This is a genomic window from Mycobacterium gordonae, from assembly GCF_002101675.1.
Lineage (GTDB): Bacteria > Actinomycetota > Actinomycetes > Mycobacteriales > Mycobacteriaceae > Mycobacterium > Mycobacterium gordonae.
Genome location: NZ_LQOY01000073.1, coordinates 1 through 16,581, shown reverse-complemented (window position 1 = coordinate 16,581; position 16,581 = coordinate 1). Strand labels below are relative to the sequence as shown.

At 64.3% G+C, this 16,581-nt stretch carries 14 protein-coding genes; 2 read left to right on the top strand and 12 right to left on the bottom strand.

Going from position 1 to position 16,581, the window contains the following annotated elements; translation table 11 throughout:
• Nucleotides 1-159 precede the first annotated feature (159 nt).
• The 6 genes from AWC08_RS11925 to AWC08_RS11905 form a co-directional block, all read right to left on the bottom strand.
• Nucleotides 160-5,412, bottom strand: coding sequence for a helicase (locus AWC08_RS11925; RefSeq protein ID WP_085087820.1), 5,253 nt, complete (start codon nucleotides 5,410-5,412; stop codon nucleotides 160-162).
• Between the two features lie 236 nt (nucleotides 5,413-5,648).
• Nucleotides 5,649-6,257 carry a hypothetical protein gene (locus AWC08_RS11920; protein WP_033717261.1) on the bottom strand — a complete coding sequence of 203 codons (609 nt, stop codon included), beginning with the start codon at nucleotides 6,255-6,257 and terminating at the stop codon, nucleotides 5,649-5,651.
• Nucleotides 6,258-6,445: 188 nt separating this feature from the next.
• Nucleotides 6,446-6,610: a hypothetical protein gene (locus tag AWC08_RS36450; protein WP_007172126.1), complete on the bottom strand. Its 165-nt coding sequence runs from the start codon at nucleotides 6,608-6,610 to the stop codon at nucleotides 6,446-6,448.
• Nucleotides 6,611-6,625: 15 nt separating this feature from the next.
• Nucleotides 6,626-7,111: a hypothetical protein gene (locus AWC08_RS11915; RefSeq protein ID WP_046184891.1), complete on the bottom strand. Its 486-nt coding sequence runs from the start codon at nucleotides 7,109-7,111 to the stop codon at nucleotides 6,626-6,628.
• Between the two features lie 14 nt (nucleotides 7,112-7,125).
• Nucleotides 7,126-7,449: a hypothetical protein gene (locus tag AWC08_RS11910; RefSeq protein WP_007172124.1), complete on the bottom strand. Its 324-nt coding sequence runs from the start codon at nucleotides 7,447-7,449 to the stop codon at nucleotides 7,126-7,128.
• On the bottom strand, nucleotides 7,442-7,852 hold the full coding sequence (locus AWC08_RS11905; RefSeq protein WP_072501167.1) for a WhiB family transcriptional regulator: 411 nt from the start codon (nucleotides 7,850-7,852) through the stop codon (nucleotides 7,442-7,444). The genes AWC08_RS11910 and AWC08_RS11905 overlap by 8 nt, the downstream gene beginning before the upstream one ends.
• A 333-nt stretch (nucleotides 7,853-8,185) precedes the next feature.
• Here AWC08_RS11905 and AWC08_RS11900 point away from each other — a divergent pair, with 333 nt between their 5' ends.
• On the top strand, nucleotides 8,186-8,857 hold the full coding sequence (locus AWC08_RS11900; RefSeq protein ID WP_007172122.1) for a helix-turn-helix transcriptional regulator: 672 nt from the start codon (nucleotides 8,186-8,188) through the stop codon (nucleotides 8,855-8,857).
• Here AWC08_RS11900 and AWC08_RS39020 read toward each other — a convergent pair.
• The 5 genes from AWC08_RS39020 to AWC08_RS37350 all read right to left on the bottom strand — a co-directional run bounded on the left by AWC08_RS39020 (nucleotide 8,805) and on the right by AWC08_RS37350 (nucleotide 13,999).
• Nucleotides 8,805-9,845 carry a C40 family peptidase gene (locus AWC08_RS39020; protein WP_051445829.1) on the bottom strand — a complete coding sequence of 347 codons (1,041 nt, stop codon included), beginning with the start codon at nucleotides 9,843-9,845 and terminating at the stop codon, nucleotides 8,805-8,807. The two genes, AWC08_RS11900 and AWC08_RS39020, sit on opposite strands and share 53 nt — an antisense overlap.
• A 59-nt stretch (nucleotides 9,846-9,904) precedes the next feature.
• On the bottom strand, nucleotides 9,905-10,987 hold the full coding sequence (locus AWC08_RS11890; RefSeq protein WP_075630248.1) for a hypothetical protein: 1,083 nt from the start codon (nucleotides 10,985-10,987) through the stop codon (nucleotides 9,905-9,907).
• Between the two features lie 275 nt (nucleotides 10,988-11,262).
• Nucleotides 11,263-12,153, bottom strand: coding sequence for a ParB/RepB/Spo0J family partition protein (locus AWC08_RS11885; RefSeq protein WP_007172119.1), 891 nt, complete (start codon nucleotides 12,151-12,153; stop codon nucleotides 11,263-11,265).
• Nucleotides 12,153-12,869: a ParA family protein gene (locus AWC08_RS11880; RefSeq protein WP_007172118.1), complete on the bottom strand. Its 717-nt coding sequence runs from the start codon at nucleotides 12,867-12,869 to the stop codon at nucleotides 12,153-12,155. The genes AWC08_RS11885 and AWC08_RS11880 overlap by 1 nt, the downstream gene beginning before the upstream one ends.
• A gap of 587 nt (nucleotides 12,870-13,456) precedes the next feature.
• Complete coding sequence (locus AWC08_RS37350) at nucleotides 13,457-13,999, bottom strand: hypothetical protein (protein WP_174814220.1); 543 nt, start codon at nucleotides 13,997-13,999, stop codon at nucleotides 13,457-13,459.
• An 838-nt stretch (nucleotides 14,000-14,837) separates the two neighbouring features.
• On the opposite strand from AWC08_RS37350, the gene AWC08_RS11865 reads away from it, so the two are divergent.
• Nucleotides 14,838-15,929: a tyrosine-type recombinase/integrase gene (locus AWC08_RS11865; RefSeq protein ID WP_007172599.1), complete on the top strand. Its 1,092-nt coding sequence runs from the start codon at nucleotides 14,838-14,840 to the stop codon at nucleotides 15,927-15,929.
• 352 nt (nucleotides 15,930-16,281) lie between these two features.
• Here AWC08_RS11865 and AWC08_RS11860 read toward each other — a convergent pair.
• The coding region (locus AWC08_RS11860) for a transposase (RefSeq protein ID WP_244906496.1) at nucleotides 16,282-16,581 on the bottom strand (300 nt) is incomplete at its 5' end.

Here is a 16,581-nt window from a genome sequence, read left to right as displayed (position 1 = left end):
AACCGCGGGGCTGTGCCGCGCGACAAAGGCTGCGAGGTTTCGCCATGTGTCGGCATGCGGTGGCGACGGCTCGAATATGCCGCGATGAAAGGGCACGGGGAACTTCAGCGCCACACAAGGGACCGTTCGAATGTAGTGTCTAACTTCCGGTTTGGATATTCAGAAGTCGTGCTCGGGACCGGCGAGGCCTTGCTGGTGGTCGTGTTGTTCGAGGGCGAGGCGTTCTCGGGCGCGGACAATTTTGCGTAGGGCATCGGCGCTGGGGTAGCCGAGTTCTTCGACCAGGGCCGGTGTGGGGTTCAGGAGCAGGCTCCATCCGGGTTTGCGGCCGCGGGCGGCCATGCGTTGTTCGGCCGCGGCGGCTTTGGCTTTGGCTTCGGGGCTTTGGGCGGCCATGCGCAGCTCGAGGGTGAGGGCTTTAAGTTCTGCGTCTTTTGTGGCCAGTTCGTCGGCGTGTTCGAACGGTGCTGGGGGGTTGGTTACAAAGTCGTCGAGGGCGGCCTGGTCGCGGTCGCGTTCGTGCTGCAGTCGTGCGTGGTGTTCGGGTAGGCCGGTGTAGAGGTTTTCCACGCGGCGCAGCAGTCCGAGTTGTTTGGGGCCGTTGACGTCGGAGCCTGGACCTGCGCCGGTGGATAACAGTTCAAGGCCGGAGATTTCTGCGGTGCGCGACGGCACGGCTAGTCGTAGTAGCAGTTGGTCGTGGGTGAGGTCGCGGGCGGCCAGGATGTCGATGCCGTAGATGGTGGCGCCGATGGGTTCGAAGCGGCTGGCGCCGCGGTCTTTGCCGGCGGTGTAGGCGCGCCGGCAGGCCGCAGCCAGTGCGTGGGAGGCGGGGACGCGCTCGGTGTAGGTGGTGTCTGCGACGGTCAGCCGTGGTGGCCCGCCGGCGGAGGCATGCGCGGCGGCTGCCCTGGCGAATGGAGTGAGCTCGTCGATGGCGCGTTGTTTGTTGGGAATCGCGCGCTCGAGCACACTGACTTGCCAGTCGCGGTTGCGCACCGATTGACTGTGTGCGCGCTGCAGGGCGGTGAGGCGTTTGACGGTGTCGTCGAGTTCAACTTGGTGTATGTAGCGCGGGTCGCCGGTGGCGATGGCCTTGGTTTCTGCGGCGGCGGTCCCGATGTCACCGCCGGAAAGGTCGTCGATCTCGATATCGAGGACCTCGTTGCGGCGCATCTGTTCGATGAACAGCGTTTTGGCTTGGACTTTTTGCCACATGACGGTGTCGTAGGAGCCTTCGGTGACGTAGATGAAGATGTCGATGCCGTCGAGGTTTTGGTTGCCTTGGCGCTGAATGCGGCCTTCGCGTTGTTCAAGGTCGCGCGGGCGCCATGGCACGTCGACGTGATGCAGGGCGGCGGCTCGGGCTTGCACGTTGACCCCGGCGCCGATTTTCTCGGTGCTACCGATCAGCACTGAGACGTCTCCCCTAATGCACTGGGCGAACAGCGTTTTGATCTCTTGAAGATTTTTTGCCTCGTGGACGAAGCGGATCGCGGCTGCGGGCATGCCGCGCGCCACGAGTTCGTCTTTGATCGCCTGATAGATGGTGAACTGGGCGGGGTCTTTGGATGGGGTGCCGCGGTCGCAGAACATGATCTGCAGTGCCCCGGTGCCGGCCGGCGCGCCGGTGTCGGGATGGGTATAGGCGCGATGCGCGTGGCGGTAATGGACACGCATGGCTGCGTCGGCGACTGCGCAGGCGCGGCTGTGTCGGGGTTTGGGCAGGTGGGCCAACCGTGGATCCAACGACACGTTGCGCCCGTCGTTGCTGATTTTGAGTGGGTTGTCGCGTCGGGGATTGCGTGAGTCGAGATGATCGAGGCGGTAGCCCAAGTCGGTAATGAAGTCGACGACTTCGATGTCGGGGTGCAAGCTGATGATTTGGCGTTGCCCGGTGCGAAGCGGCGGCAGCTCGACGGGGACTTGGTCGCGGGTGACGACGTCGGTGTAGACCGAGGACAGCGCCAGCAGGGCGGGCAGGTTGGTGAACTTCCCTACTCGCGTGACGGGCCGCAGCTTAGTGCCCGTGGTGTTGACCTCGATGGTGGTGGTGGTCGCGGTAAACGCCGCACCCCAGTCCCCCAGGTCAGCGACCCCGGCGTGCTCTAAAAGGTCTGGCCGCAAGTAGGTTTGCATGACCCATAGCTCGCCTAATGAGTTGCTGATCGGTGTGCCGGTGGCGAAGGTCGCGACCCGTTCGACAACCCGGTGCGCGGGAATGCCTTTGGCCAGCGCCTCGTCGCGGCGCCGCTGGCGCAACACGGTGAGTTTGAGGGCGAGGTCCTCGGCACGTTGCGATGCGTTGGGGCACGATAATTCTTCAATGTTGCAGGTGCGGCCCAAGTTCTTGTACGTGTCGGCCTCGTCGATCATCAGATAGTCACAACCGGATTCCTCAAACCGCAACCCAGTGTCTTTGGTGTTGGCGGCTACAAGTTTTTCTAGCCGCGCCTTGGCGCTTTTGATGGCGAGTTCGATGCGCTTTTTGCTGCGGTCGGCTTCGGCGGATTGGAGTTGTTCGCGCAATGTATCGAGCTGGTTTTCGATGTAGTCGACGCGCATATCCGTGGAGACGTTGATCGCGGTGAACGCCGACTGCGGGATGACAACGAGATCCCAATCACTTGAGGCGGTTTGGGCGATGAAGCGGCGCCGTCCATCAGCGGTGGTGGCCGCTGAGCCGAGCAGAATCTTGGCGGCCGGATACCACTGTTGGGCTTCGCGGCCAACTTGTTCGGTGATCGCATTGGGTACCACGAGCCAGGGTTGGCGTACCAACCCCAGGCGCCGCAGTTCCAGCGCTCCAGCGACCATGCTTCCCGTCTTGCCCGCTCCGACAACATGATCCAAGAGAACGGCGGGCTCGGAGATGATGCGCGCGGCGGCGTTGCGCTGGTAGAAGTGCGGCGTGAAGTGATCCGACATGCCAGGAAAACGCATGTGTGAGCCGTCGTAGGCAGGCGCGCGCCGCGAGTTGAAGCGCCGGTTGTATTCGGCGACCAGGGTGTCGCGGCGGGTCTCGTCAGACCACAGCCAGCGGGTGAATTCCTCGCTGATTTTGGCCATTTTGGCTTGGGCGGCGAAGGTGGCCTGCAGGTCGAGGACACCGTCGTCGTTGTTGACGAGGACGGCTTTGGAGTTGCAGGCGGCCTCGAGCAGGCTGACCGCGTCGCAGCCGCGTCGGTCGGTTCCCCATTCGTCGGTCATCAGCCGGCCGTGGCGTTTGTAGGAGGCAACGTCGACGACCCAGCGCCCGCCGATGTGTTCGGCGACCACACCGGTGGCGTCGAATGTTTTCTCGGCGAAGGCGGCGACGACTTGGGCCGGGATCCACGGTGCCCCGGGGCGCATTTTGATGTCTTGGGCTTCACGCTGGGGCGGCAGCACCTGTTGCAGGGCGGCGGCGTAGTCGTTGTAGATCGGGTTGGTTTCGGCCGCATCGAGCGCGCGGGCGAGTTTGGTGCGCACGTTGCCGGACAGGGCACTCACGGCGGGGACGAGTTCGTCGGGGTCGTCGAGGCTGGGATAGACCAGTCCAGCGATCAGGTCACGGGCGTCGTCGACTTCGACTTCTAGCAGGTTGGCGATTAGGTCGACGTCGACGCGCTGGGTGCGGTCCAGGCACACCGCCAACGCTTCTTCGGGGGTGTCGGCGGTGGCGCGCTCCAGCGGCGGGGGGAGCAGGTCGGTGGAAAAGATGGGCGATTTCTGGGCGGAGCCGGTGTCTTCGTCGAAGATTTCCAATGAGGCGACCAGTGCCCATCCGGGGTCGTGGCGCATTCCGCCGTCGAGGTGACGCCGCTTCTTGTAGGGCGCGGGCGCTTCGGAGGCCTCGGTGTCCCATTGCGCGGCGACGTCGTCGGGCACGGGCCCGGTGTAGGGGCGCTCGGGGGTGCCTTCGGCGGTGCGCCAGGCGGTTTCGGCGGCGGCCAAGCGCTGATCGTGGCGTTCTTGGGTGACGGTGGGATAGACCCAGGTGAACCGGTTGAGGGGGCCATGCTGGCGCACGTAGTTGTCGTAGAGGGTGTTGAGGTGTCCGCGGAGCTGGTCGCGCTCGGCGGCGGGCTGGCCGTCGCGTTGGGAGGCGATGAGGCTGACGGCGACGTCGCGCAGGCCGATGAGTTCGCGGGTTTCTGCTAGCAGCGTTTTCGGGGTTTTGTGGGGTTCCCATTGGTGTCCGGCCCAGTATTCGATGCCGCGGTTGGCCTCGCTGTAGCGCAATGTGTAGAGCGGGGTGTCCTCACCGCGGTCGGCCGCGGTGATCAGGCCGGGGTCGAAGACGTCTGCGGAGACCTCGGTGAGTTCAGCCGGCGTGGCGGTTAATCCGAGCCCGTGCTTCATGGCCGAGTCGATGAGCAGGTGTAGCCGGTCGTGCAGCTGCTCGGCGAGCTCGGTGCCGCTGGTGCCGCTGGTGCCGCTGGTGCCGCGCACGACGAGTTGGTGGGAGCCGTTGAGTCCGCGGCCCAGGTGCATCTGGCCGAGCACGTTGTGGGGGTTGGCGACGAAATGGGAGTTGATGTGCAGGGTTTCGCCGGCGCCGGTGTCGGGGTCGGTGAGTTCGATGGCTTCGGTGTTGATCCAGGCGGGCAGTTCGTCTGGGGAGGGGGTTCGGGGATCGCGGCGGCGCAGGATGAGCAGGTCGGTGACGACCTCGGTGCCGGCCACCCGCGTAAACGCCTTCGACGGGAGCCGGATCGCGCCGATGAGGTCGGCTTTGGCCGAAATGTCACGCCGGGCGACCGATTTCGCCGCATCCAGGGTGTAGCGGCTGGTCAGCACAGCCACGTATCCACCGGGGGCAATCAGCGCGAGGGATTTGACGATGAAGTGGTTATGGATGGAGTGACGGGCGGGGTTGTGGGCGGGGTCGGTGACCGCGTAGCGGCCGAAGGGGACGTTGCCGACGGCGGCGGCGAAGCTGTTTTCGGGGACGTGAGTGGATTCGAAACCTTCGTGGCGGATCTGGGCCGATGGGTAGAGCAGGGCGGCGATGGCTGCGGTGGTGGCGTCACTTTCCACACCAACCATGACTGCCTCATCGGGGGCGTGAGCGATGAATGTTCCTGCTCCGCAACCTGGTTCGAGGACCTTGCCACCGCTAAACCCGGCCCGACCTAGTGCTTCCCACACCACGGCGGCGATGGCGGGATCGGTGTAGTGGGCGTTGAGGATGGAGGCCTCTGCCTGGCGGTATTGGTCGCGATCGAGCAACTCGGCCAGGGTGTCCCGTTCGGCGGTGAGGTCGCTGGCGCGGGGGTCGAACACCTGGGGTACCGCACCCCAGCCTGACCAGGTGGCCAGGACACGTTGTTCGGCTGGGGTGGCCGGCCGCTGCGCGTCTTGCAGGGCGCGCAGCAGCTGGACGGCGGCAATGTTGGCGCGGATGCGTGCTTTGGACCCCGATGGCACCAGGGTGTCGAGGCTTGCCGGAAAATCGGTGGGGCTGGTGAATTCTTCTATCCGCTGCTCGGCGGCCGGAGTCGGTTCGTCTGATACAGCCGGGCTTTGTACGGTGCCCGCCGGCGGGTCGATTGGCTGGTGGGCTGGTGTGCGCGGGTTCGGCCGCGGCAGCGGGGCGCCGCCGGGGTCAATCGAGCGCGGATCGGTGGGCTGATCGGCCTCATCGAACAGTGAGGGCTGGGCGTTTACCGCTCGGGTATGCCGTCGTCGCGCAGATCGGTGTAGACCATCTGAGCCAGCGTGCTCGTGAGCGGATCGTCCGGGCCGCTCGGTAGGGGCAGGCCATCCTCGGCCCGGGCGGCTAGCAGGTATCCGGCCTTGATCCGAAACACCGCCGAGTAATTCGGGTCCGGCCACAGATCCGCGATCAGCGCCTCGATGTTCTGGCTGGGGTCGCTGCGATACTGGGGCCGGGTCCAGCGTTGATCCCAGGGCACCTGACTGCGATCGGGCGCTGGGTCGTTGTGCTCCCCCCACAGGTTGCTGGGCTGGCCGTCCTCGGTCGGGATCTGCTCGTAGAGCTCGTTGTTGAGCACGATCTCCATCGCCTGGCTGCGTGCGGTGTTCAGCATCCCTGCCTTGGTCAGGTAATCCGGATGCTCGCCGCGGCTGCGGGTCCACGCCCCTACCGCCTGGGCGCCCATCTCGGCCGCCAGCTCGGCGACCTGGTAGCTGATCCTGGCCGCCTGGCTGTCCAGGAATGTCTCGCGTTGGGCTGGGCTCCACTGCGGGGGCAGCTCGAGCGGGCCCGCGTAGGCCTCCGCCACGATCTGGCGTATCTCTGGGCTCGTCACCACCACCGTCCCCGCCGAAGATGTCGAACAGACCCGGCTGGTGTGGATCTGGCCGCGTCCTCCGTGCCATATTGTGCGCTCCGATCGGCTCGAGTCGGGGTCGGGGTAACCGTGGTTAGCCATAAACTGGCGCAGCCGACGCTCAGCGACCCGTCTTCGTGCCGCAGCCGAGCGTGCATCGGGGGAGGTCATGTCGTTGTGCCGCAGTCGAATAATGTCGGGGTGAAGATCTTCCGGTTGGACCACGAGACCTCGGTACGCGCCGCGTAGGCGCCGCTTTGCGATGTGGCAGATAGGATTTCGACTCGGTCCCAGTCGCGCAGCTCGATGTCATACAGGGTGTTTGCGCTCATTGGGTTGCCTTTCGGTTACTGGGATCGGGGGCAACTGCCTGGTGGTGCAACCATGGGGGCACGATTTGCGCCAGTGGCGGTGCGGATGTGAATGCTGCAGGAGGTCAGCTGCCGGACAAGGCGCAAGTTGTGACCAACCTTGCCTAGTGCGCGCGCATAGTCATCGGGGTTGACGTAAACGCGGATGCGGCGCTGTTCAGGGTTGATGACTTCGGCGATCGCAGACTTGATTCCCAGTGCGTTGATCACGTACCTGGCAGTGTCGCTGTCGTAGGCGATGATGCTGACATGTTCGCCGCAGAGGCGCTTTTCGACGTCGGCGATACGCAGGCCGCCCCACCCGATACAGACGGCGACCGCGTTGATCCCGCGAACACGTGATCGGACCGCGACTTTAGCCAACAGTCCGGGCTCGCGTGCGACCGCAATGATTTCGACGGAGCCGTTGGCCAGTTCGGGCACCCGAGCTGTCAGCGCCGCTCGAACGGGACATGTGATCATCGGATGGCGCCCTTTCAACGTGGCGCCGGCTGGCCGTCCGAGGCGCTGAAAGCGGCTTCCAGGGCGGCGATTTCGCGGTCGGCGGGGTTGGCGGCCGCCGTCCAGGTGACCTCGCGGCCTTCACGGCCACCGCGGGTCAGCAGGCCTTGACGCTCAAGGCCGCACAGCACCCGGTAGATCTGCTCGTGGATCGGGGCGCAGGATATCGCGACCCCCGCGACCGGCACGTCAGGCGCGTGCAGGCGCAACTGTGCCGTCGTGAGGGGCCGTTGCGCGATGCGGAGTTGGGCGAGCAGGTCGTCGCGCAGGACGCGGGTGGCTGCGCTGCTGCTAGGCACTGGCCTTCTCCCTTAGCGTCGCACTTGCCCTGGACGCGGGTTTAGCCGCTTGTCGGCGGCGCAGGTCGCGCTGGGTGGCCGCGAAGTGCACGGCCTGACGGATTTGCAGGGACCGCAGCCGTAGCGCTGGGGGTTGGTTTCGGTAGCGGGCGATGACCTCGCGTAATTGCGCTCGAGCGGCCTTGAGGGCGGCGACGTCACGGGCGCCGGGCATGGCCACGCTCGCCCACACCCCATCGGTAGCGCCAAATCTGAGGGCGTTCTGGGCGCAGGCGACGATGATGGGGCAGTTGGTGCAGATCGCTGCCGACTCTCGCTCCCCGCTATATCCCCTGAACCAGGTGTCGGGGTCTTCGTACTCGCACAGGCCGGTGTCGGCTCGCAAGGGTCGGATGGTGGTCACGGCGCTCTCCATTCCTAATTATACCTGTGCATCATATTGTGTATGTTGTGTACTGACTACGTTTATAGCTGCTCATGCGCTGATAGGCAACATCAGTGCAGATGAAGGTTTCGGCAGAGTAAGTCGACACAGTTCAAGGGCGTACAGCGTATTGGCACCCCTGCGCATCTGCTGCGCGAAACCATGCTTTTCTGCCTTAAACAGGCTATTTCTGTGCATCTCTCGCGTGGCACATCTGTTGGGATCCCGTGTCCGACCGTGGCTGAACGTGGTCAACTTCTATAGTTAACTTGCAAGTATCCGAGAGGTCGTCGGTCGACGACGGCGGCGACGATGGCGAAGGACACGGTGAGCACCAAGGCGACTCCACCTGGCGAGAGCCCGCTAGAGCGGGTCGGCAAGGCCGTTGCCGACCGCCGAGTCGAAGTTGGGCTGGAAACGCAGCGAGAGCTAGCTGACGCGGCGAATGTGTCGCTGAACACGGCCGCGTTGCTTGAGCGCGGCAAGTCATTTCCTCATCGGATCAACCGCGTGAAGTTCGAAGATGCCCTGCAGTGGCCGCGCGGCACCCTCGATGCGCTACGCCGCGGTGAGCCCATCCCGCAGACCCAACCGCGCCCGGCAGCGGCGCTCACGGCGCAGCCCTCGTTCGAGTCGGTGTCGACCGATCCGCGCACCACGTTGCAGGCCTTGGGAATCGCTAAGGCGATAGCGGCGATATCTGCGATATGCGCACAGATTCTGGTGCGCCACAGCAACAGTGCACAGGCGAAGGCAACGCTGCGCGACCTCGACGATCAACTGTTGCAGTTAGAGTCGCTCATTGTCGCGAGTCTGCCGCACGTGCGCGGAAAGTCGTTTAGCGAGACCATGTCGGCGCTGACCGAGCTGCACGAGTATCGCGACGTCATCCGCGACGCCGCCGGGGACGCGCAGGCCTCGACCGAAACTGCTACGCCATCGGCCGGCGCGCCACGTACGAGGCTGGCATCGGCGAAATCCTGACCGGCACACCGGATTGCTGGGCTTCTACGCACTGCGTTGGGCTGATGGCGAGCATGACGTGCCCTGCTTCGGGAAAGATCAGGTCTCCGGCTTCGACGTTTCCATGAGCTACCTTGGCGCCCTGGTGAATCTGGGTGTATGTGTCGGGACCCAAGGTGATGCCGGCCTGAGCGTAGGACCAGTGAACCAGGCCGGAGCAGTCAAATTGGTTGGGCCCCTTGGCCCCCCAGACATAGGGGCACCCCAAGCGGGTTAGTGCGGCTTTGACCGCGATGCGCGCTAATGGCCCTCCCCCAGCGATCGCGGCGTCGTGGTCACCGGCGAGTTCGGGGTTGGTGTGGTGGTGGTTTCGGGTAAGCCCGGACAGGGCGGTGTCGAGGCCGGGGATAGAAAGTGGGCTGCCCACTCCCCCGCCGGCGGCGCCCAGGCCGCCCATCGGCATGCCACCGGTCATGGCGCCGGCGCCCATCGGCATCGCGCCCATCCCTGCGCCGTAGCCGCCGGCACCTCGCCCGATCAACGCCGCCAGCTCCATATTGCGCCGCTCACAGATGCGCAACAGGGCCTTGGCCCGATCCAGCTGGCTTTGCAAATGCGTCACCAATTCCCGCTTGCCTGCCGGGGTTCCGGTGGCAGGAGCGATCGCGGCCACCCCCGAACGGGTATCGGTGATCACCCCATCCATGCCCCCGCCACCCGCGGCAGCAGCCTCTCCCACGCCGGTCAGCGGCGGGCCGGTCCCCGCGTCGGCGGCGATGGTGTGATCCAGGGAAAATAGCTGCCCAGTGTTGGCAACGCCGTACCCGGTGGCCGCCGCACCACCCCAGCCTGCGGCGGCGGCCTGTCCCGCGCCTGCCACAACCTGGCGACCCGTCACCAGTCCCGACGTTGATGACCAACCCCCGTTAATCATCGGCGCCGCCCCGAAAAGCCTGCGCGCATCGCCCAATACACGGCCAGCCTCAGCCACCACCTCATCGAGCGACATACCCGGCAGTATCACCTAAACCGCGCCCACGCGGCTATCACCAGCACCAACTTCGCCGCTCAGTAACCCTTCGGCGGTCGTGTGGGATCGGCCTGCTGGATGTTGGCTGCCAGATTCGACGCGTCAGCTGCGACGCAATAGCGGCCGCGGGCGTAGTTGATGAACGCGCACGCTTCGGATACGTCGTCGAATCGGCTACTTGCTGTGCCCGGCTGGTGATACTGCCGGAACGTTGCACCGGTGAATTGGAACGACCCTCCGCTGGGATCTCCCCTCTGCGCGTTGGCATCGGTGTGGTTTATGGCGTCGTTGCGGTATCCGGATTCACGTTTAGCCACCAGCATCATCCCGGCTTCCCACCGGGCACGTGCTACGGGATCATGAACGCCTTCGATGTCGAGGGCTTTGCGGATCGCCGCGCGGACGCGGTCGGCCCCTGGACCTGCGGGCTCGGCGGCCAGGTTCAATCCCTGATCCGGCTCGGGGTTGGTGTGGTGGTGGTTTCGGGTAAGCCCGGACAGGGCGGTGTCGAGGCCGGGGATAGAAAGTGGGCTGCCCACTCCCCCGCCGGCGGCGCCCAGGCCGCCCATCGGCATGCCACCGGTCATGGCGCCGGCGCCCATCGGCATCGCGCCCATCCCTGCGCCGTAGCCGCCGGCACCTCGCCCGATCAACGCCGCCAGCTCCATATTGCGCCGCTCACAGATGCGCAACAGGGCCTTGGCCCGATCCAGCTGGCTTTGCAAATGCGTCACCAATTCCCGCTTGCCTGCCGGGGTTCCGGTGGCAGGAGCGATCGCGGCCACCCCCGAACGGGTATCGGTGATCACCCCATCCATGCCCCCGCCACCCGCGGCAGCAGCCTCTCCCACGCCGGTCAGCGGCGGGCCGGTCCCCGCGTCGGCGGCGATGGTGTGATCCAGGGAAAATAGCTGCCCAGTGTTGGCAACGCCGTACCCGGTGGCCGCCGCACCACCCCAGCCTGCGGCGGCGGCCTGTCCCGCGCCTGCCACAACCTGGCGACCCGTCACCAGTCCCGACGTTGATGACCAACCCCCGTTAATCATCGGCGCCGCCCCGAAAAGCCTGCGCGCATCGCCCAATACACGGCCAGCCTCAGCCACCACCTCATCGAGCGACATACCCGGCAGTATCACCTAAACCGCGCCCACGCGGCTATCACCAGCACCAACTTCGCCGCTCACGCCTCCCAGCGCTCCCAGCTGTGAGCGTTGCCGTGGGGTGCGTTTGGCTTTCGGCTCGCCGGTGTTGACGCCGACAACCACCACCTGCGATATCGAACGGTGCCACCGAAACCGCTTGACGCCCAACATAATTGAGTGTGGCTGAGCGTGCAGTATGCCACGCCACCTCGATGGATGGGTCAGCTTTCCACGGAAAACTGACCCTCGCGATGCTATGTGAGCAACTTCCTGAGCTGGCCGACCAGTGTCCTGGCTCCTTTATCGCCAAGTTGATCGCGCAACGCTATCGCCAGGGCGCGTGGATCCGCGTCGAACTTTCGAAGCGCCCGCGTCACCGAGCGCAGCGGCGGCGCCGTTGGTTCGTCTCGTGCCGCCGAATCCGAATTGCCGTCTTCGGTTTCATTGGCGGTGTTGGCCCCTTCACTGCGCCGGCCGCGAGCGGCCTTCCACCGGGCCACCTGCTGTGCGAGCGGAACCTGGGCAAGTGAACGCGCTTCGCGAATCGCCAGATCGCCCCTGCGGGTGGCTTCCTGAAGATCGGGTGCCAGTTTGAGTAGCGCGCGCCGATGTGACACCCACGTCTTGCTCTTACGAAGATGTTCGGCCGCGGCGTCAGCGCTGCCGTACTCCCCCACTAGCCTCTCGACAGCTTTGGCTTCCTCGATCACGTCGAATCCCGAGCGGTCGACGTTCTCGGAGATTACAGCCGTGAGCAGCGTTGCGCGATCATTGGCGAGTTCGTCTTTGATCACGATGTCGAGCTCGGGTCGGCCGAACTTGTGCGCGGCGGCCAACCGCCGGTTGCCGATGATTACTACCCACCGCGCCGAAATCGTGGTCTCGGGGTAGATGTTTTGAAATGCTCCTCGGGTGACAACAACTACGGGCTGTAGTTGGAAGTCAACGATGGAGGCCAACTCGTCGAGGTCACCGACCGAATCGCGCGGGTTGTGTGGGTTGCCGACCAGGTCTCGTAGAGCCACCGACCGCGACAGGCCCGACCGTGGGGCGACGACGGGAATCTTCGCGTTTCCGTCAACAGATGAGTTGTCGCCAACAGCATCGACGAGATCATCGAATGTCTTGACACCACCGCGCCCCATTACCGGACTCCTACCATGTTCAGTTCGTCGGCGAGCTTGTAGAAGTCAGCCGCCGCGTTGGCCGCCGAGCCACTCTTCTTGTACTGGGTGACCACGACGCCCTCGCTGCAGGCATTCGTGTGAATCTTGTAGTGCCGCACTACCGTCTCGGCTAAGGGCCATCCCTGTCCGCGAATGAACTTCTGCGTTTGCTTTAACCAGTGTTCGCCATCGCGCGGGTCCCAATCATTGATGAAGACCCGGTAGGGGATGTTGCGCGGTTCGAGAAGCTTACGGATCGTGCGCGCGGTTGGGTCGAAGCACATCGGCGCCGGCAGCACCGGGACGATCGCTTCGGCGGTGACGTCGAGGACGGTCCGCAGTGCATCGGCGGAGTATCCGTCACCTAGACCATCTCGAGAGGAGTCCGCGTCGAGGTCGAACCAGCCGGCGGTATCGACGTAGACCTCGACAATACCGGGCAGGTTGTTGAGCTGCTGCAGCCATTCGAGGGGATCGTCGTGCGCTTGGACAAGATGGAAGGGGAGTGCGTCGACCCGGTTGGCCCACCATTTTGCCGACCCCTGCGGGTCTATCGAGACCGCAGCCACCGGCGAGAACGCGTCGGGCTCGAGATATGCGGTCAGTTTTTGGGCTCGTACGGCGGCCAGATTGACGGTCGCGGTGCTCTTGCCGACACCGCCTTTTTGGTTCAAAACAGTGACAACTTTAGTCATGGGGAGAAGACCTTGGTGCGCTTGGGCCGCGGCTGCGGCCCACTCCGGGAACCGGCCGCCAGGAAATACGTCGCTGACCGAACGACCGCCCCTCAGACACGCTGAATTGTGCATTACATCTCGCCAGTTTTCCGCGGAAAACTGCCCAGATCCAACCGGAGATCGCATGCCGTCTTTCGCGCCTTCCCGGTCCGTCAATCACATCAGCGAGTCCATGACTTGCGTCGATTGACGAGCGACAGGCCAGTTTTCCGCGGAAAACTGGACATGCCGGGCTCAGATCATCACCCCAAAAGTCACGCGATTCCGCCGCGGCAGTGAGTTGTGCGCGCGCCTCATCGACTCGCCGCTCCCGATGGCATCCGGCCACATCATGACGTTGGCCGGCAGCCGCCGCCGAGAGGGTGACCACTTCCTCGGGCACTCGTGGATCGGGGCGTTGATTGCGCCGGGGCCCCGCACGACGTAGGAGTCGAACCGGCGGCATCCGCTGGCATGCACAACCGGGTCCACCCACAAAGCGCCCCCATAGTCGTTCGCACGTGCACCGACGCTTGACGACCTCACCGACACCGTCGGTCGACGGTTCACGGCGCACCAGCACCTAGTGCTTGTGCCGCCACGTTGTTGGGCACGCCACCGCCGACCTCTCGCGCGGCGGCGTCTACCGAACCTAGTGCTTGCGCCGCGGCGTCGGTGGCTGCGCCACCGCCGGCTTCCGGCACCGCGCCCTCTCCTGCGCCCCGCGCCGCGCTGCCTTCCGCGCCTAGTGCATCCGCGCGTGGCGCTGCCTGCGCGTCGGCAGACTTCAACACCGCGCGCACCTCACCGACTTTGACTCCCGCCAGTTCAGCGATCGCAGTGAGGCTTTCACCACGGCCTTGCATCCGGGCCACCGCTGTCGCGCCAGCCTGGCGGTGTTCGTGACGGCGCCGCTCCCCCTCTGCGCGTATCTCGAGGATACGGTTGCGCTCCCACTCGTCGACGGCGACCAGCCGCCCAATCTCGACGAGAAACGACGCAGCGTCATCGACATTTTGACGCTCACGCTCCAGACGTGCCTCGTTGGCCTTATGCTGCGCCTCCCGGACACGCTTGCGCGCCGCCGATTTCGAATTGATGTTCACCACGTGGGAACCATAGGACACACCCATCGTCGCGCTCTACCAACCTGACCAACATCATCTGTGTCCCCATTTGTCCGCACCCACTGTCGCCAAATCAACTGCCCACCAATGCAACACATCCGCACCGATCCGCACCACTCACCACAACCACCTGTCCGATCCGGGAAACGGTCGGGTGCGCTCGTTCACGCGCTACGACACACTTATGCCAACGAGACCCGTACCACAGCAGCCTGAAACCCGCTATCTGCACTGGTCGGCACGCGGTGGTTTCGCTTGGTGTGCGATGGCGCTATATGACCAGCTCAGACACCCCTTCTGGACCTCAACCAGAAGGGCTTGACCGCTCTCCTAAAGCCGGTCTCGCAGATTCGACCCCCTGACCGCACTCGACGGTGCATTTCCGATCGAATGTCGCACTGCTGGTAGCGGGAATCGAGAACTATGCCTCATGATCTCGGTATGACCTGCCGGCCAGTACCAACGGCGGGAGACGGGGTTGGAGACGATGACTATAGAAAATGCGTCGGTCATGCTCACCGCTCATGAAGTTCGAGCAATGACCGGAGTTCCGGTCTCAACGCTGCATGATTGGGCGGCCAGGCGGGAACGTGGGATTGATGCGCCTGGTCCACATCACCTCAGGCTTAGCGATCGGCACCGTCGATGGTTACTGGATGACGTCAAAGATTGGCTGGAATCGACTCGGGTGTAGAGCGATTCGCCCTCACCCACGACTTAGCACAACCGCAAATTTTGAGCTAACGATCAAGCTTGCACACGCTCACTGCTGGCTGCAGGCACTGATCCTCAATTCCCCCAACGTCATTCCGGAGGAATCTTGGCCATAAAGCGCCGCGAGACGAAGGACGGCGTGCGTTATGACGTCCAATGGCGCCTACCGGATCGTTCGAAGCGCAAGAAGAGCTTCCGAACAGAGCGGGAGGCGCGCCAGTTCGAAGCAAGGCTCGTCACCGACAGCGCCGCGGGCGTCAGGGTGGACCCACGCGGCGGCAAAATCCTGCTCCGCAACGTCTATCGATCGTGGCTAGCCTCCCGACCCGACCTGAGCGCGAAAGTCCGCCGCGGATACGAAGACAACTGGAGGCTGCGTATCGAGCCACAGTTTGGTTCGTGGCCGATCGCAAGAATCGACCACGAGTCGATCCAACGATGGGTGAATGCCATGTCAGCGTCGGGTCTCGGACCGCGGACCGTGAGGTGGACGCACTCGGTCCTCAAGATGACCCTTGACCGCGCCGTCGAGGAAGACCAGCTCCTCGGCAAGAACCCCGCATCACGCACCAAATTCCCACCGATGCGGCAAGCCACACACGTCTATCTAACCGTCGGCGAAGTCGCAACACTTGCCCAAACATGCGGCGCTCAAGGTGACGTCGTCTTGCTCCTGGCTTACACAGGCCTACGATTCGGTGAACTCACCGGCCTCAATGTCGAGGATGTCGACCTGGGCGCTCGTCGAATCCGTGTTCGCCGGTCGATGACCCAAGTCGGCGGCAAACTCGTTGAAGGGAACCCGAAATCGCAAGCCGGCCGACGTTCTGTCCCAATCCCCGAGCGCTTGATGCCGGCACTTAAGGCGCGGCTCGACGCACGACCCTGTGGCGCGCCGGCGATCGCGTCGCCGAAGGGTTCCCGGCTGAGCCTGGAGAACTGGAAGCGTGCGGTCAACTGGCGGAAGTCTGTGACTGAGATCGGCCGGGACAACTTGCGTGTGCATGACCTACGGCATACCTACGCATCGCTGTCACGACGGGCCGGCGCCGACTTGCGACTCCTGCAAAAGGCAATGGGCCACGCATCAATCACCGTGACCGCACACACCTACGCGGATCTCTTCGACGACGAGCTTGACGACATCGCAACCGCGCTTGACTCGCTCGACGATACTTTTCGTGCGGGCCGCAGCTGATCCGGTTTGGCCCTGTTTCGTCCCATTTCTCAGGGATCGAGGTGGCGGCAAGGCTGTCTGGCAATCGCACGGGAAGGGAGACCCAATCGTTAGACCCCGGCCTCAAGCCAGGTTGGCGAGGCCGGGGCCATTCGACTAGAGCGCAGACCCGGAGGTCATCCCCAACGCTGGTCCCGAAGCCGTTTGTTTAACCGGCCGCATCGGAGCGCACTTCATCAAGTGTAAAGGACTCAAACCCAATTGAGCGGAGGCCACACGCCCCCGCTGAACACAGCCGACCCCGGGGTTATGCGACGGTCAAGTCCAGGGACGTGGTGTACGACGTCGTCGTGTGATTCTTCGACTTGGTGGTTTAGGCGGTCAGTGCCGCCGGGGTGTCCTCCTGTTCTGTTGATGGCGTGTGGTCGGCGCGGGATTTGCTGAGGACGTCGAGGCCGAGGTAGCGGCGGGATTCGGCCCATTCGTCGTGTTGTTCGGCCAGCACCGCGCCGACGAGGCGGATTAGGGCGTTGCGGTCGGGGAAGATTCCGACGACGTCGGTGCGCCGGCGGATTTCCTTGTTGAGTCGTTCTTGTGTTATCTGTAGTCCTCGTGACGGCGTCTTTGATGTCCGACACGAGGTGTTGAGGTCCCAGGTTCTGCGTGCTGGACA

What these genes read in the sequence shown, in the direction of transcription:
- AWC08_RS36450 (WP_007172126.1), bottom strand. Translation starts at nt 6,610, where the DNA reads ATGAGCGCAAACACCCTGTATGACATCGAGCTGCGCGACTGGGACCGA.
- AWC08_RS11915 (WP_046184891.1), bottom strand. Translation starts at nt 7,111, where the DNA reads ATGATCACATGTCCCGTTCGAGCGGCGCTGACAGCTCGGGTGCCCGAA.
- AWC08_RS11900 (WP_007172122.1), top strand. Translation starts at nt 8,186, where the DNA reads ATGGCGAAGGACACGGTGAGCACCAAGGCGACTCCACCTGGCGAGAGC.
- AWC08_RS39020 (WP_051445829.1), bottom strand. Translation starts at nt 9,845, where the DNA reads ATGTCGCTCGATGAGGTGGTGGCTGAGGCTGGCCGTGTATTGGGCGAT.
- AWC08_RS11890 (WP_075630248.1), bottom strand. Translation starts at nt 10,987, where the DNA reads ATGTCGCTCGATGAGGTGGTGGCTGAGGCTGGCCGTGTATTGGGCGAT.
- AWC08_RS11885 (WP_007172119.1), bottom strand. Translation starts at nt 12,153, where the DNA reads ATGGGGCGCGGTGGTGTCAAGACATTCGATGATCTCGTCGATGCTGTT.
- AWC08_RS11880 (WP_007172118.1), bottom strand. Translation starts at nt 12,869, where the DNA reads ATGACTAAAGTTGTCACTGTTTTGAACCAAAAAGGCGGTGTCGGCAAG.